The organism is Pontibacillus chungwhensis, from assembly GCF_030166655.1.
GTDB lineage: Bacteria > Bacillota > Bacilli > Bacillales > BH030062 > Pontibacillus.
The window spans coordinates 3,152,546-3,168,517 of record NZ_CP126446.1 but is presented as its reverse complement, the minus strand read 5'-3'; the positions used below and the strand labels follow the sequence as shown (position 1 = coordinate 3,168,517).

Here is a 15,972-nt window from a genome sequence, read left to right as displayed (position 1 = left end):
AACTGAAACATCAAAGTGTGAATGAAAGTGAGGATCTTCGTATGTGCGGTTTTATTGGTGTCATTCGAGACGTTCCATCTCCAGTAGATGAAGAACAAAAACAGTCTTTTAAGCGAAGAAACGACATTATTACTCATCGTGGCCCAGATGATGAAGGGTATTATCATGATGATTACATATCTTTTGGTTTTCGTCGTTTAAGTATTATTGATATAGAAAGCGGTCATCAACCACTAAGTTATGATGACGAAAAGATTTGGATGGTGTTTAACGGGGAGATCTATAACTATGTAGAGCTTCGTGAAGACCTTCAAAAGCAAGGGTATACATTTGAAACAGAATCGGATACAGAGGTAATAGCGGCCTTATTTAAAGCTAAACAAGAAGAAGCTTTTTCGTACCTTCGTGGTATGTTCGCTATTTTAATATGGGATAAGGAAGAGCAAACCTTTTACGGTGCACGTGACCCATTTGGCATTAAACCATTGTTCTATAGTGAACAAAGTGATGGCACTTATTTCGCTTCTGAGAAGAAAAGCATCACCCTCCTTCAGGAGAATGAGCTCGTTAACACAGAAGCATTGCAACATTATTTAAGTTATCAGTATGTTCCGGAACCTCTTACACTGACAGATGGAATATCTAAAGTAGAGCCTGGTCATTATTTCGTGAAAAAGCCAGGGAAAACGATCAAGTTCCACCGTTATTGGCATGCTACTTTTACTCAGGTGGCAGGAAGCGAGAGTGAATGGATTAAACGTATTCAGGACGTGATGTACGATTCAGTCAACAAGCATATGCGAAGTGATGTGCCTGTTGGATCGTTCTTATCCGGAGGAATCGATTCTTCAATTATTGTTGCTATGGCGCGCGAGTTCAACCCGAACTTAAAAACGTTCTCCGTTGGGTTTGAGCGTGAAGGCTTTTCTGAAGTGGATGTGGCCAAAGAAACAGCTGAGAAACTTGGTGTAGAGAATCATTCTTACATCATTACACCAGAAGAATACGTTCAAAAGCTTCCAAAAATCATGTGGCATATGGATGATCCTTTAGCGGATCCAGCTTGTGTTCCGCTTTATTTTGTAGCACGTGAGGCGAGAAAGCATGTGACCGTTGTACTTTCTGGTGAAGGGTCTGATGAATTATTCGGAGGATATAACATTTACCGAGAACCTGAATCCTTGAAGATGTTTGACTCAATGCCAGGTATGGCAAAGAGCTTGCTTTCTCGTGTTGCTAAGGTTATGCCAGAAGGCGTAAAAGGGAAAAGTTTCTTAGAAAGAGGCACGACCCCGTTGCGTGAGCGCTATATTGGGAATGCGAAGATGTTTGAAGAAGCGGAGAAGCAGCAGCTTCTTAAAGATTATCATAAACATGCGAACTACCAATCCCTTACACGCTCGCTATATCAAAACGCAGATGCTTATCACCCTGTAAACCAGATGCAGTATGTGGATATTCACACATGGATGCGCGGTGATATCTTACTAAAGGCTGATAAGATGACAATGGCTCATTCCCTTGAGCTTCGTGTTCCATTCCTTGATAAAGAAGTCTTTAATGTAGCACGTGAAATTCCGGTTGATATGAAGATTGCTGATGGAACGACAAAGTCCATTTTACGTAAAGCTTCACGTGGAATTGTTCCTGACCATGTCCTTGACCGTAAGAAGTTAGGATTCCCTGTTCCAATGCGTCACTGGTTAAAGAACGAATTGAACGGATGGGCAAAAACCCTTATTCAGGAAAGTGAGACAGATCATTTGATTGATAAGCAGGCTGTCTCTAAGTTGCTTGAAGACCACGTTCAAGGAAAGGGAGATTATTCTCGTAAAATATGGACGGTATTGATGTTTATGCTCTGGCATCAAATCTTCGTTGAACGGAAATTTCCCATCGAAGAATTAATTAGTGAAGACCAAACAAAAAGCAAGCTTACCATTACTTAATGGTAATTGCTTGCTTTCCCATTTGCACCCAGGCTTCTTTAAAGTCGTCTTTGGGTGCTTTTTTCTTTTTACCTGTTAAGGGATCATTGAAATACATAAAGTCTTGATCATAACCTGTTATTACAACGGAGTGCTCTTTCATGGTAATCCGTTTGGTTCCGTTGGGAGTTATCCACTGTTCAAAATAAGAATCAGGTAGTGATTGGTAAAGGGTGTTCGTAATGATCCAAACGGGATGTCCGTCATCTAGATGCTCGAGGATCTCATAGAAACTTCCTCCTGAGAAATCAATTACACGGTCTCCTGCATACTGGCGTGTAAGTTTGGCAATCGGTTTATGATAAACGCCAAATCCAGGTTCACTTAAGTTGTACATGTTACCAACGAACCCTTCATTAGGATCACCGAAATGAATTTGACCGTCGATATTCTGATAGGCTTGTTCAGACTTTTGAACTTTTTTGGCTAACGTCATTTTATCTACGTCGTAATCGTGATGTTGTAAAAGCATGCTTAAAGAGGTGACTTCGCATCCCCTTGGTAGTTCAGGGTACTGATTGACCGCTTCGACATCGATATGCACTTCTGATTTAAGATGGTATTGTTCAATTAGAGGGTTCTTTATCGTTCCATCTTCTGTGTTCTTTTGATTAGCTGATACGTGTTGAACCTTGGAGGTTTCTTTCCACAAGCCTTGGACAGATTCTCTTATGTCATCTTTATGTTTCTGAACGGTGAATGTCCCTAGAGTTAAGGAGCAGATCACAAAAAGGGCACTATACCATTTTAATAAACGTTTATAAGAGGTTTGTTTTTGGCTGACTGTCCAAAGGAGTACAGCTAGAACCACAGAAGTGGAAAATAGCAGAACATACATAAAAGCAAACGCCTCCTAATAAATGAGACTTTCAAAGGTTGGTTTTAGAGATTTGGACGACTGGGGGTGGTCGTTTTATAGTACTGTCCTTTTTCCACATATTCTCTTCTAATTCGTTCCATATCCCTAATGTCTTCATCGGTTAATTCTCGAATAACTTTAGCAGGGCGTCCAAATGCAAGGGTGTTTGAAGGGATTTTTTTGTTAGGCGGGACTAAACTTCCTGCACCGATAAAGGCACCTTCTCCGATTTCAGCCCCATCGAGAACAATCGATCCCATACCGATTAGGGCGTTTTGTCTAATGATGCTTGAGTGTAACATGACTTGGTGACCAATGGTGACATCGTCTTCAATGAGTAACGGTTTCCCGGGGCTTTGGTGGAGCATGCTTTGGTCTTGGATGTTTGAACGCTTGCCAATATGCACCCGATCGACGTCACCTCTTATAACGGTCTTAAACCAGATGCTTGCTTCTTCTTCTATTGTGACATCTCCAGTAATGATGACGTCATCAGCAATATAGGCCGTTTCATGAATGGTTGGCATATGTCCTTTATAAGGGTAGATCATTTGAATCCTCCGTTCGATTGTGTTGATATTATAAGTATAACAAATGACAGCACCCTATAGGGGAGAGGATGATTGGATGAAGCATATTACCGTAGAAGATGCTAAAGGGATTATAGTCATCGTTCATGGAGCCTTCGAACATTCAGGTAGGTATAATGACTTGGCGAACCGCTGGGTGAGCGAGGGATATGAGGTGGTTTATGGTGACCTTCCGGCTCATGGGAATCATGAAGGGATCAAAGGGCACATCGACCACTTTGAAGAGTATTTAGAAGAGATTGCTAGCTGGATCAACGAGGCGATGAAATCAAATTTACCTATCTTCTTGCTAGCGCATAGTATGGGTGGACTTGCTGCAATCCGGCTGCTGGAGGAAAACGAGTTGCCCTTGAAAGCCGTCGTTCTTTCATCACCGGGGCTAGGCATAAAAAACCCACCTCCAAAACCTCTTCAGGTCGTAGCTAAGGGATTGAATGTTGTGGTGCCTAAGTTACAATTAAACGGCAATTTGAATCCAGAACACGTAACGAGGAATGTTGACGTTCTTAAAAGAGACCAGGGAGACCGCTTAATGTTAAAAAAGGTTTCTGTACGCTGGTATAAGGAGTTTGAAAAAGGGATCGAGCGTGCTTTTAACAAAATTGACACCTATCAAGATGTTCCTACGCTTGTGATGCAAGCTGGGGATGATAAAATAGTAAATAAAGAGGCGACATTGAAATGGTTTAATTCACTCCACATTCATGAAAAATTTTATAAAGAATGGGAAGGATTATATCATGAGATCTTTAATGACCCTGAAAAAGAAGATGTATTTCACTATGCGAAATCGTTTGTAGAAATGCATCTTTAGAATAGTTGTATAAAAAGGAGGTTGCTTCCTTTGGCTTCCATACCAAAACGTGCCGTTCCATTAATGGCTACGATCTATCGGAAGATATTCCCTCAGGTCCACAGGGAATTAAGTTATTGGAAAAATCGAGCTGAACAGATTCCGAATGAGGAGCTTCGTAAACAAGCACTCGACTCAATTGAAGACAAAACATTCCACTGTGAGGGTGGCTCGATTTATGCAATTTTAGCAGGAGACAATCGAAACAATGCCATTCAATTTGTGGTGGCGTATCAAACCATATCGGATTACTTAGACAACCTCTGTGACCGGAGTACCTCCCTTGATCCTGAGGATTTCAGAGCACTCCACTTCTCGATGAGGGATGCCCTGACGCCCGGGAATCCGATACGTGACTACTATAAAGAGCGTGAAGAGAAGGATGATGGAGGATACTTACAAGATCTTGTGAAGACTTGCCAGAACCTTCTTGGACAGTTATCAAATTATCAACAGATTCAATCTTATTTATATGAATTAGCGGATTTGTATTGTGATTTGCAAGTTCATAAACATGTGAAGATGGATGAACGTGTCCCTCGTTTGAAAAGGTGGTTTGATGACTATCAGAACCGATGGGAGGACTTAAGTTGGTATGAATTTTCGGCTTGTTCAGGCTCCACGCTAGGCATCTTCTGCCTGGTATCCTATGCGCATGGTGAACATTTAACGCCAGAGGTGGCTTCACAAGTCTACGATGGATACTTCCCGTATATGCAGGGGCTTCATATCTTATTGGATTACTACATTGATCAACAGGAAGACCTCGAAGAAGGGGACTTGAATTTCTGTACATATTATGATCATGAAGATCATATGAAGGAACGTTTCCTGTATTTTATTGATCAAACGAAACAGCATGTAAACCCGCTTCCTCATTCCTCTTTCCACCATATGGTGCAAAAAGGTCTTGTTGGACTTTATCTGGCTGATTCTAAGGTCCAGAAACTCCAAGGAGCTCGCCCATTAGTAAAAGAGCTATTAAATGTAAGCGGGACAAAAGCTAAATTTTTCTATATGAATTCTAAGCTCTATCACAAAATAAAGCCCGGTCTCGCATAAGAGCCGGTTTTTATTTTTGCTTTACTATAATAAAGCGTGCCAGACACCCTTTACCTTACTAAAGGGTGTCTGGCACGCTTTTGTGTTTTATTTTTTCTCGATGGCCAGAATGAATGGCGGCGTATTGACTTGATTTAAAAATCCGTACCGCAGGACATTGTATTGTTTTTGGTCTAATTTTGAGAGGGATTTAAGAAGAGCTTCTTTTTCCTGTTGTCCACCTTCATGCCCGTGGTAGACGACAAGTACTAATATCCCTTTCTTTTTGAGTCTTTCAAGAATCCCTTGGACGGCCTCAAGAGTGGAAACAGCTTCAGTTACGACTGATTTATCACTCCCGGGTAGATAACCAAGGTTGAAAATTGCCCCACCTAGGACGGCGTCTTCGTCTATATACTTCTTAAAATGAGCATGGTTATCCATAATAAGATTAACGTTGTAAATATTGTGTTCCACTAAGCGGTCATGAGTGGATTCTATGGCTTGTTCCTGGATGTCAAATGACAGCACATTCCCTTTTTCACCAACCAGCTTGCTTAAAAAGACAGTATCGTGTCCATTTCCGGCTGTACCATCAAGAGCGGTTTCGCCGGGCTCGATTGATTGTTCTAACAAGTAATGAGCATAATCTAAAATACGGTACAACATACATAAGATCTCCTTCTTCTGATGTTCTTCGAAGCTTTTCCTATCATGAATTGTAGCACGTATATATAAATAGCAAAAGCGAATTGAAATGCATAGGAATAGCCCTCTTGCACAATATAGGAATGAGGTGATGATGATGGCGACACGTGATTCCATAGAAAATATGGTAGAAGTGGCAAAGAGAAAAATGGAAGCTGCCAGAGAACAATTAGAACAAGCAAACCAAGTCGGTTATCAACCAAGTGACGAATATAGCCAGGTGCAACTTGGCTTAGAAGAAGCAGAAACTGAAATTCAAAAGCTGATGCATAGTGCGAACCATCAGCAAAAAGATCAACTTCACCGTTTGCATCTGCAAGTTACACAAGTATTAAATGATATGATCTTAGATCATGAAGATTTAGGGGAATACAAACAGCAATAGGTCAAGGATCCTGCACATGAGTGCAGGATCTTTTTTATTCAAAAAGTTTCCAAAAAAGGATTGACGGGTCATTATGAATTAGTGTACTATTCAACTAGTACACTAATTCATAATGAGAGGAAGTTAACTATGACTGCATTTCAAGGGCTTTGGAAAAAGGAGTGGAAATTATCTTGGCTGTTTCATACTCTGTTAATTTCACTAGGAGTATTGATCACGGCCGTAGTCTATTTGTGGCTCAAAGCAAAAGGTCAGGAGCCGTTCATTAGTATTCCGCTTGTCATTATCCTTACATTGCATATCTTTTATCTGGCTGGTTACTTATTGTTTTCGTTAAATAAAGAAGGGTCAAACCTACACATTTGGCTTCATTCTCCTCAATCAATTCACAAGATGCTCGGAGCTAAGTTCTTAAATGGGGCTTTGTTTATGGTAGTGTCCATGATTATTTTTAGCGCTCTTTTACTTTTTCTCTTCTTCTCTTCTGGGGAATTGAGTTTCATCTTTAGCGATTTGGTAAAAGGTGCTTTGATCGCTAATGGGTACATCTTTTATCAAGCTGTAGTATTAGGGGTTTTTGTTTTGCTGCTTTGGTCCGTGTATCGGTTGGTGAATCAATATACAGGGAAATGGGGACTCCTCCTTGTCTTGATTTTAGCTATTGGACTTATGTTGGTGGAGTCTTGGATTTTGGATTCGGGATTAATGATGACGTTCAATTCCTGGACAGAAGTCAAAGTTGATCCAAGTCAGCTCTTCCCTTCTATATATGATTTTTTCAATAACAATTATAACGTCAATGAATTAGAAACAGTTCCTTTTAGTTACGGAGAAAACATAGTGAATATATTGTTCAGCGTTTTCTATTACTTTGTCGCTGCATATATTCTTGATCGAAAAGTTGAGGTGTAACCGATGCCGATTGATTTTCAACAAGACAGACCAATTTATCAGCAACTTATGGATCGCTTATCAAATGAAATCGTAAGGGGAGATCGTATGCCTGGGGACAAATTACCTTCTGTTCGAGAATATGCGGTTGATACGGGGGTTAATCCGAACACGGTATCGCGCGTATACCGGGAGTTGGAACAATTAACGATTGTGGAGTCAAGAAGAGGGCAAGGAACATTTGTAACAGAGGATCAGAAGCGTCTAAATCAGCTGCGTGAAGAGCTGAAAGAACGTCAAATCGATCGGTTCATAACAGAAATGAAGCAACTAGGTTTTTCAGAAAACGAAATGATACAAGGTCTTCAAGCGAAGGCGAAAGGGGAGGGAAATTAAATGATCTCATTTCAACATGTATCAAAGCGGTATATAAAACATAAAGCGCTCCGTGACGTGACGTTTAACTTAGAGAAGGGCAAGGTGATAGGAGTAGTCGGTGAGAATGGAAGTGGGAAGTCGACCACTCTGAAACTTATAGCTGGTTTACTCCGCCCGACAAGTGGCGAGGTTACAGTGGATGACCAAAAAGTGGACCGAGGCATTAGTCGTATGGTCGCCTATATGTCAGAGCTTGATCATGTCTATCCATTCTTTACAGTAGGAGAAGCGGTTGACTATTTTGCTTCTCAATTTAATGATTTAGACCGAGAGAAAGCAGAAGAAATCCTGTCATTTATGAAGTTAAGGAAGGACCAAAAGGTAAAGACGTTATCCAAAGGGAATAAAGGACGCTTAAAGATGACGATTACCTTGGCACGTAAAGTTCCTTATATCTTATTGGATGAACCTTTCTCTGGCTTAGATCCTATGGTAAGGAATGCGATTGTAAAAGGCTTGATCCGCTTTGTGGACCTTGACGCACAATCCTTGATTATTACAACTCATGAAATCAGAGAAATTGAACCTGTTCTAGACGAAGTTCTTGTGATTAGAGAGGGCCAAGTACTTGGACATGAACTAGTGGACGATATTCGATCAAATGGAAGAGACATTGTGGGATGGATGGAACATTTATACGAAGGAGGGCACATCGATGGCTGATTCTGTGGTGCAATTAAAGGGCTTGCGAAAAGATATTAAAAATAAGACCATCATTCATAATTTAGACCTTGATCTGTATGAAGGTGAAGTATTTGGTTTTCTAGGTCCTAACGGCGCTGGTAAAACCACCACCATCCGGATGATGGTAGGTCTTATGAAGCCGACTGGCGGAAATGTCGTAATCGGAGGAACTTCTTTACTTGAAGATTATGAGGAAGCAATCAGTCAGGTCGGTGCCATTGTTGAGAATCCGGAGTTATATAATTACATGTCAGGGTACAAGAATCTGGTTCACTTTTCTCGTATGCATAAAGGAGTCACCAAAGATCGAATTCAAGAAGTGGTTGATCAGGTTGGGCTCGCTTCACGTATTCATGAAAAAGTGAAGACGTATTCCCTGGGGATGAGACAGCGCCTGGGCTTAGCGCAAGCGATTCTTCATAAACCTAAATTCTTAATCCTAGATGAACCAACAAATGGTTTAGATCCTGCGGGGATTCGTGAATTTCGCACCTATTTAAGGAAAATTGCTCGCGATGAAGGAGTTAGTATACTAGTGTCTAGTCACCTTCTTTCTGAAATTGAGCTTATGTGTGATCGTGTAGGAATTATACAAAAAGGTAAACTGATTGACGTTCGAACAGTAAAAGAGGAAACGGACACGTCTAATTGGACATTTACGGTTGACCAACCGCTTCGTGCCAAGGAGGTCCTCGAGGAAGTGTTTGAGAATGTGGAGGGAGAGGTTAACGAACGTTCTCTTTTATTATCAATCCCCGAGAGTGAAGTGCCTCAGTATAATAAAGCCCTCGTAGAAGAAGGGGTTCTGGTTTATGGCATAGCGAAAACGAAATCGACCTTAGAAGATGAGTTTCTTAAAGTGACCGGAGGTGAGCAGGTTGGGTAACTTTTTTAATTTAATTCGTAATGAATGGATGAAATTACTCCAGCGGAAAAGTACGTGGATTATGGCCATTATATTGGTGGTAGCTGTGTTTGGAATCGTTGGACTCTTAAGGTGGGATTATAGCAATAACGACAACCCTGCCCAATCCCCTACATGGGAAGAGCAACTTCAACAACAGATTAGTGCATACGAAACACGTAAAGAGGGAGTGGCGCCTTCTTCAAATCAGTATAAAGATGCTGTAGAGCAAATAGAATTAGCGCAGTATCGAATCGATCATGAATTAGCCCCGCTTGAAGGGGGGACTTATTGGTCTACTGTTAACAATTCTGTATTATTCTTTTCTTTCTTAGTGCTATTCGTCATTATTGTTGCCTCCGGAATTATTGCGAATGAATTTTCGAAAGGAACCATTAAACTTCTAGCCATACGCCCGGCAACTCGAGGGAAGCTTCTTTATAGTAAATATGTGACTGTGCTGCTGTTTTCCGTAGCGATTACAGGATTGTTATTGGTATGTGCACTAGTTTCAGGACTTTTCTTCCCATTTGATTCTTATACGTATTTAACATGGAACGGGGAGACTGTGTCAGAGTGGCCAGCTATTGTTGAAGTTCTCCAAGCGTATGTATATTCTATGGTGAATTTAGTAGTAATGGGGACGGTTGCTTTTATGATCGCAACTCTTTTTAGGTCAAATGGACTCGCAATTGGGTTAAGTATGTTTTTATCATTTGCCACTTATCCGGCCATGAATTTATTGCAAGGGTATGAATGGGCCAAATATCTTTTGTTCGCTCACAATGAATTTGCACAGCACCTGACGCAGCCGCTGTTTGACGTTACGCCTGCCTTTTCATTATTTATCATAATAAGTTATTTGATTATCTTCCATGTGCTTACGTACATTTCGTTCAAGAAGCGGGATATAGCGGTTTAGTCAGGCTGCCTTGACATTGGTGGAAGAATTGCTTACAATTTATTATCATAACAAACGGTCTGAATAACTGTGATAAGGACTAGTAGTAAATGTGTCAAGAACGTAGAGAGGTAGCGGTTGGTGGAAGCTATCCTTGGCCTTTATGAACTCCCCTTTGATGTTGCGATCCTGAACGAATGAGTAGGGTTCGCCGTACTCCGCGTTAAGGATTCGAGTGAGCGTCAGTTGGCGCTAATTTGGGTGGTACCACGGGTATTGTAAACCTCTCGTCCCAGAGTTTGGGGCGAGAGGTTTATTTTTTTATAACCGAAAATCACATTATTCAGTACAAGTTCTAGGAGGTCACAGGAATGGCATACGATCATAAATCGATCGAGAAGAAATGGCAAGACTACTGGGTTGGGGAGAAAATTTTTAAAGCTGACAGCAGTAGTGATAAAGACAAATTCTATGCACTAGATATGTTCCCTTATCCATCAGGAGCTGGTCTGCACGTTGGGCACCCTGAAGGAATGACAGCTACAGATATTGTTTCTCGTATGAAACGTATGCAAGGATATGAAGTTCTTCATCCAATGGGGTGGGACGCATTTGGTCTTCCGGCTGAACAATATGCCCTTGATACAGGGAATGATCCTGCTGTATTTACCAAGCAGAATATTGATAACTTCCGTCGCCAAATTCAAGCACTTGGCTTTTCTTATGATTGGGACCGTGAAGTAAATACAACAGATCCCAATTACTATAAGTGGACTCAATGGATCTTCACGAAACTATATGAAAAAGGCCTAGCTTACGTAGATGAAGTGGCTGTTAACTGGTGTCCTGCACTTGGGACCGTTCTTGCCAACGAAGAAGTAGTAGACGGCGTGAGTGAACGTGGCGGGCATCCTGTTATTCGTAAACCGATGAAGCAGTGGATGCTTAAGATTACAGCCTATGCCGATCGTTTACTTGAAGATCTTGAAGAGCTTGACTGGCCTGAAAGCATTAAAGATATGCAACGTAACTGGATCGGGAAATCAGAAGGAGCGGACGTTCACTTCGATGTGGATGGACACGATGAAACGTTCACTGTATTCACTACTCGCCCGGACACTCTATTCGGTGCTACGTATGCGGTGTTGGCTCCAGAACATCCTTTTGTAGAACAAATCGTTACGGCTGAACAGAAAGAAGCAGTTCAAAGCTATCTTAATGAAGTGACGAAGAAGAGTGACTTAGAGCGTACAGATCTTGCTAAGGAGAAAACGGGTGTCTTCACAGGTGCATATGCCGTGAACCCTGTAAATGGAGAACGCATCCAAATCTGGGTAGCGGATTATGTGCTAATGTCTTATGGATCTGGTGCTATTATGGCCGTTCCAGCTCATGATGAGCGTGACTATGAATTTGCTAAAACGTTTGATCTTCCAATCCGTGCTGTAGTAGAAGGTGGGAATGTTGAAGAGGAGGCTTACACGGAAGACGGTAAGCACATCAACTCAGACTTTCTGAATGGATTAGATAAGGAAGAAGCCATTCAAAAAGCAATTGACTGGCTTGAAGCAGAAGGGAAAGGGGAAAAGAAAACCTCTTATCGCCTTCGAGACTGGTTATTTAGTCGCCAACGTTACTGGGGTGAACCAATCCCTGTCATTCACTGGGAAGACGGTTCAGTTACGGCGGAAAAAGTAGAAAATCTTCCACTAGAACTACCGAAAACGGAAAATATCAAACCTTCAGGAACAGGAGAATCCCCTCTTGCCAATATTGAAGATTGGGTAAATGTAGTTGATCCTGATACAGGCATGAAAGGTCGTCGTGAAACGAATACAATGCCTCAGTGGGCTGGTAGTTGCTGGTACTTCCTTCGTTATATTGATCCTGATAACAGTGAGCAACTAGCTGATCCTGAAAAACTTAAAGAGTGGTTACCGGTTGATATGTATATCGGCGGGGCGGAACATGCGGTTCTTCACCTTCTATATGCTCGTTTCTGGCACAAATTCCTTTACGATATTGGTGTGGTACCGACAAAAGAACCATTCCAACGTCTATTCAATCAGGGTATGATTCTTGGGGAAAATAATGAAAAGATGAGTAAGTCTAAAGGGAATGTTGTAAATCCTGATGATATCGTCGAAACGCATGGCGCGGACACACTACGTCTGTATGAAATGTTTATGGGACCTCTTGAAGCCTCTGTAGCCTGGTCTACAAATGGATTAGACGGAGCTCGTCGATTCTTGGATCGTGTCTACCGTTTATTTGCTACTGACGATGGTCGTCTCTCTGAAAAAGTTGTTAAGGAAAGCCAAAGCACAGACCTTGAACGCTCTTATCACGAGACGGTGAAAAAGGTAACGGAAAACTTTGAGGCTCTTCGCTTCAACACAGCTATTTCTCAGATGATGGTCTTCATTAATGATGCTTATAAAGCTAACGAAATCCCCGCACAGTATGCTGAAGGGTTTATGAAGTTGCTATCACCAGTAGCCCCTCACCTTGCAGAAGAGCTGTGGAGCATTCTGGGACATGAAGGAACGATTAGCTATGAAGCATGGCCTGTACACGATGAAGCGAAATTAATCGATGACGAAGTAGAGATTGTCCTTCAAGTCATGGGGAAAGTACGCTCTAAAGTGAATGCCCCTAAAGATGCTTCTAAAGAAGAATTAGAAAAACTAGCAATGGCAGATGAGACGATCCAGGAATGGATTGAAGGTAAAACCGTTCGTAAAGTCATAGCGGTACCAGGGAAACTTGTTAATATCGTTGCAAACTAGAATGAGAAAGAGGCTGCTAAAAAAGCAGTCTCTTTTTTATCTATTCAAGCGCTTCTATGGAGAGGTGCTTTTTTAATTTTGTCTTAAAAACCCCTTAAAACAAAGTATTCTTATCGGGATAAATACCCATAAACGTATCTCTTGACTTCAAGAAAAAATGATATAAAATTAGGCAGTGCATAAGAAAAAAGGGGGGCTAGCAGTGTATGAAGTGCAAGAATTAACTGCATCAGAATTAGAAGTTATGCTAAAAAATAATGTCCGTACACATATAATAGATGTACGCGAATATGAGGAAGTTGCACAAGGAATGATTCCATCTGCTAAGCATATTCCTCTTCAACAAATTCCTGATTCATTAAATTATTTTCATAAAGATCAAGAATATATTATTGTCTGTCGAGCTGGAGTAAGAAGTATGAATGCGTGTTTATACTTAGCTCAACATGGTTTCACTGCCACTAATCTTGCTGGCGGAATGCTCGATTGGAATGGAGAAGTTATATGAGAAATAGCAAGGGGGTAACAGCATGGAAACGTTAGGTCTTACGGCGCTTTTTATTTTATTGGCTTTTTTCATTACTAAACAATTTATTTCACCCCTACTCTATATGAAGAAGATCGATCAACATTCTATCTCTGATGATTATTGTGTAATAGATGTAAGAGACTATGTGTCTGCTCATCGCAGCCCTTATCCAAAAGCAGAGAATATTCCTCTTTCTTATTTACCTAGAGCATTAAAGGAACAATTTGAATGCTCTAAGGAGATTGTTCTTGTTAGTGACGATCTAAGAGGAGTCAGAATGGCTGCTAAAATGATTCGAAAAAAGAAACAACAATCGGTTTATTATATTCAACCTATGTAAAGAGAGTCGCCGCTATCCTTTGTGGATGGCGGCTATTATTTTGGATGAAGCAGTCGGAGGATGATTTTTATCTCTGGCGTGTTGACGGGGAAATGTAAAGCTTTCGATTCTGTGGTATAAAATACTGCTAAGACGATCTAGGAGATCTATTATTTCTAAGCATTATAAGTCTACTATTAATAAAATCTTAAAAAATATTAAAAATGCGTTGACGTTTTTCGGTCTATGCTGCAATATTGTTTTTGCTGTCGCGATAACGCACAGCACAGTCAACATTGAGCAAAAGAAAACATTAAGAAAATGTTAATTTTTCATTGACTCCATGTTAAGACATGTGATAACATATAATTACTTTCCTCGACAAGAGGACAAGTTACATTTGATCTTTGAAAACTGAACGAAACAACATGTAACGTCAATGTCTTTAAATTGATTTTTAAAGCCAGTAATCATTTATTTTGATGCTAGGCAGACTCACATTTTATGGAGAGTTTGATCTTGGCTCAGGACGAACGCTGGCGGCGTGCCTAATACATGCAAGTCGAGCGCGTGAATCAACATGATCCCTTCGGGGTGATTGTTGTGGATCGAGCGGCGGACGGGTGAGTAACACGTGGGCAACCTACCCATGAGATCGGGATAACTCCGGGAAACCGGAGCTAATACCGAATAACCCAGTGAACTGCATGGTTCACTGGTAAAAGGCGGTTTCGGCCGTCACTCATGGATGGGCCCGCGGCGCATTAGCTAGTTGGTAAGGTAACGGCTTACCAAGGCAACGATGCGTAGCCGACCTGAGAGGGTGATCGGCCACACTGGGACTGAGACACGGCCCAGACTCCTACGGGAGGCAGCAGTAGGGAATCTTCCGCAATGGACGAAAGTCTGACGGAGCAACGCCGCGTGAACGATGAAGGTCTTCGGATCGTAAAGTTCTGTTGTTGGGGAAGAACAAGTGCCAGAGGAAATGCTGGTACCTTGACGGTACCCAACCAGAAAGCCACGGCTAACTACGTGCCAGCAGCCGCGGTAATACGTAGGTGGCAAGCGTTGTCCGGAATTATTGGGCGTAAAGCGCGCGCAGGCGGTTCCTTAAGTCTGATGTGAAAGCCCACAGCTCAACTGTGGAGGGCCATTGGAAACTGGGGAACTTGAGTACAGAAGAGGAGAGTGGAATTCCACGTGTAGCGGTGAAATGCGTAGAGATGTGGAGGAACACCAGTGGCGAAGGCGACTCTCTGGTCTGTAACTGACGCTGAGGCGCGAAAGCGTGGGTAGCAAACAGGATTAGATACCCTGGTAGTCCACGCCGTAAACGTTGAGTGCTAGGTGTTAGGGGGTTTCCGCCCCTTAGTGCTGAAGTTAACGCATTAAGCACTCCGCCTGGGGAGTACGGCCGCAAGGCTGAAACTCAAAAGAATTGACGGGGGCCCGCACAAGCGGTGGAGCATGTGGTTTAATTCGAAGCAACGCGAAGAACCTTACCAGGTCTTGACATCTTGCGCTATCCCTAGAGATAGGGAGTTCCCTTCGGGGACGCAATGACAGGTGGTGCATGGTTGTCGTCAGCTCGTGTCGTGAGATGTTGGGTTAAGTCCCGCAACGAGCGCAACCCCTAATCTTAGTTGCCAGCATTCAGTTGGGCACTCTAAGGTGACTGCCGGTGACAAACCGGAGGAAGGCGGGGATGACGTCAAATCATCATGCCCCTTATGACCTGGGCTACACACGTGCTACAATGGATGGTACAGAGGGCCGCGAGACCGCGAGGTCAAGCAAATCTCAAAAAACCATTCTCAGTTCGGATTGCAGGCTGCAACTCGCCTGTATGAAGCCGGAATCGCTAGTAATCGCAGGTCAGCATACTGCGGTGAATACGTTCCCGGGCCTTGTACACACCGCCCGTCACACCACGAGAGTTGGCAACACCCGAAGTCGGTGAGGTAACCTTTTTGGAGCCAGCCGCCGAAGGTGGGGCCAATGATTGGGGTGAAGTCGTAACAAGGTAGCCGTATCGGAAGGTGCGGCTGGATCACCTCCTTTCTAAGGATATTACGGAACTAGCGAGTCCT

Annotated in this window: 15 protein-coding genes, 1 rRNA gene and 1 other annotated feature; of the genes, 13 read left to right on the top strand and 3 right to left on the bottom strand. The window is 42.3% G+C overall.

Annotation, left to right across the window (positions count from 1 at the left end; all coding sequences use genetic code 11):
• The first annotated feature begins 41 nt into the window (after positions 1-41).
• Positions 42-1,949, top strand: a complete 1,908-nt coding sequence (asnB, locus tag QNI29_RS16420) for an asparagine synthase (glutamine-hydrolyzing) (RefSeq protein WP_231418774.1) — start codon at positions 42-44, stop codon at positions 1,947-1,949.
• On the opposite strand, the gene QNI29_RS16415 is transcribed toward asnB, so the two are convergent.
• Positions 1,942-2,826, bottom strand: coding sequence for a C39 family peptidase (locus tag QNI29_RS16415; protein ID WP_231418773.1), 885 nt, complete (start codon positions 2,824-2,826; stop codon positions 1,942-1,944). The two genes, asnB and QNI29_RS16415, sit on opposite strands and share 8 nt — an antisense overlap.
• Before the next feature lie 44 nt (positions 2,827-2,870).
• Positions 2,871-3,398, bottom strand: a complete 528-nt coding sequence (locus QNI29_RS16410) for a gamma carbonic anhydrase (protein WP_231418772.1) — start codon at positions 3,396-3,398, stop codon at positions 2,871-2,873.
• Between the two features lie 76 nt (positions 3,399-3,474).
• On the opposite strand from QNI29_RS16410, the gene QNI29_RS16405 reads away from it, so the two are divergent.
• Positions 3,475-4,251 carry an alpha/beta hydrolase gene (locus QNI29_RS16405; protein WP_231418771.1) on the top strand — a complete coding sequence of 259 codons (777 nt, stop codon included), beginning with the start codon at positions 3,475-3,477 and terminating at the stop codon, positions 4,249-4,251.
• 63 nt (positions 4,252-4,314) lie between these two features.
• Positions 4,315-5,352, top strand: a complete 1,038-nt coding sequence (locus QNI29_RS16400) for a tetraprenyl-beta-curcumene synthase family protein (protein WP_231419044.1) — start codon at positions 4,315-4,317, stop codon at positions 5,350-5,352.
• 87 nt (positions 5,353-5,439) lie between these two features.
• Here QNI29_RS16400 and QNI29_RS16395 read toward each other — a convergent pair whose 3' ends face one another.
• Complete coding sequence (locus tag QNI29_RS16395) at positions 5,440-6,000, bottom strand: tRNA 5-(aminomethyl)-2-thiouridylate-methyltransferase MnmM (protein WP_231418770.1); 561 nt, start codon at positions 5,998-6,000, stop codon at positions 5,440-5,442.
• 130 nt (positions 6,001-6,130) lie between these two features.
• Between QNI29_RS16395 and QNI29_RS16390 the strand changes: the two genes are divergently transcribed.
• The 10 genes from QNI29_RS16390 to QNI29_RS16345 all read left to right on the top strand — a co-directional run bounded on the left by QNI29_RS16390 (position 6,131) and on the right by QNI29_RS16345 (position 15,943).
• Positions 6,131-6,424, top strand: coding sequence for a DUF2524 family protein (locus QNI29_RS16390; RefSeq protein ID WP_231418769.1), 294 nt, complete (start codon positions 6,131-6,133; stop codon positions 6,422-6,424).
• Between the two features lie 129 nt (positions 6,425-6,553).
• Entirely contained in the window at positions 6,554-7,336 is a 783-nt protein-coding gene (locus QNI29_RS16385; protein ID WP_231418768.1) for a hypothetical protein, read from the top strand.
• 3 nt (positions 7,337-7,339) lie between these two features.
• The gene (locus QNI29_RS16380) at positions 7,340-7,711 is read left to right on the top strand and encodes a GntR family transcriptional regulator (RefSeq protein ID WP_231418767.1); all 372 of its coding nucleotides are present in this window, start codon (positions 7,340-7,342) and stop codon (positions 7,709-7,711) included.
• A complete protein-coding gene (locus QNI29_RS16375; protein ID WP_231418766.1) occupies positions 7,712-8,416 on the top strand; it encodes an ABC transporter ATP-binding protein in 705 nt (234 codons plus the stop codon).
• Positions 8,409-9,323, top strand: a complete 915-nt coding sequence (locus tag QNI29_RS16370) for an ABC transporter ATP-binding protein (protein ID WP_231418765.1) — start codon at positions 8,409-8,411, stop codon at positions 9,321-9,323. The genes QNI29_RS16375 and QNI29_RS16370 overlap by 8 nt, the downstream gene beginning before the upstream one ends.
• Positions 9,316-10,263, top strand: a complete 948-nt coding sequence (locus QNI29_RS16365; RefSeq protein ID WP_231418764.1) for a DUF2705 family protein — start codon at positions 9,316-9,318, stop codon at positions 10,261-10,263. Before QNI29_RS16370 ends, QNI29_RS16365 begins: the two co-directional genes overlap by 8 nt.
• A gap of 60 nt (positions 10,264-10,323) precedes the next feature.
• Positions 10,324-10,540, top strand: a binding site (T-box leader).
• A 73-nt stretch (positions 10,541-10,613) separates the two neighbouring features.
• Positions 10,614-13,031: a leucine--tRNA ligase gene (gene leuS / locus QNI29_RS16360; protein ID WP_231418763.1), complete on the top strand. Its 2,418-nt coding sequence runs from the start codon at positions 10,614-10,616 to the stop codon at positions 13,029-13,031.
• A 202-nt stretch (positions 13,032-13,233) separates the two neighbouring features.
• Entirely contained in the window at positions 13,234-13,539 is a 306-nt protein-coding gene (locus tag QNI29_RS16355; RefSeq protein ID WP_231418762.1) for a rhodanese-like domain-containing protein, read from the top strand.
• Positions 13,540-13,561: 22 nt separating this feature from the next.
• Entirely contained in the window at positions 13,562-13,900 is a 339-nt protein-coding gene (locus QNI29_RS16350; RefSeq protein WP_231418761.1) for a rhodanese-like domain-containing protein, read from the top strand.
• Between the two features lie 480 nt (positions 13,901-14,380).
• Positions 14,381-15,943 (top strand): 16S ribosomal RNA (locus tag QNI29_RS16345).
• Positions 15,944-15,972: the final 29 nt, after the last annotated feature.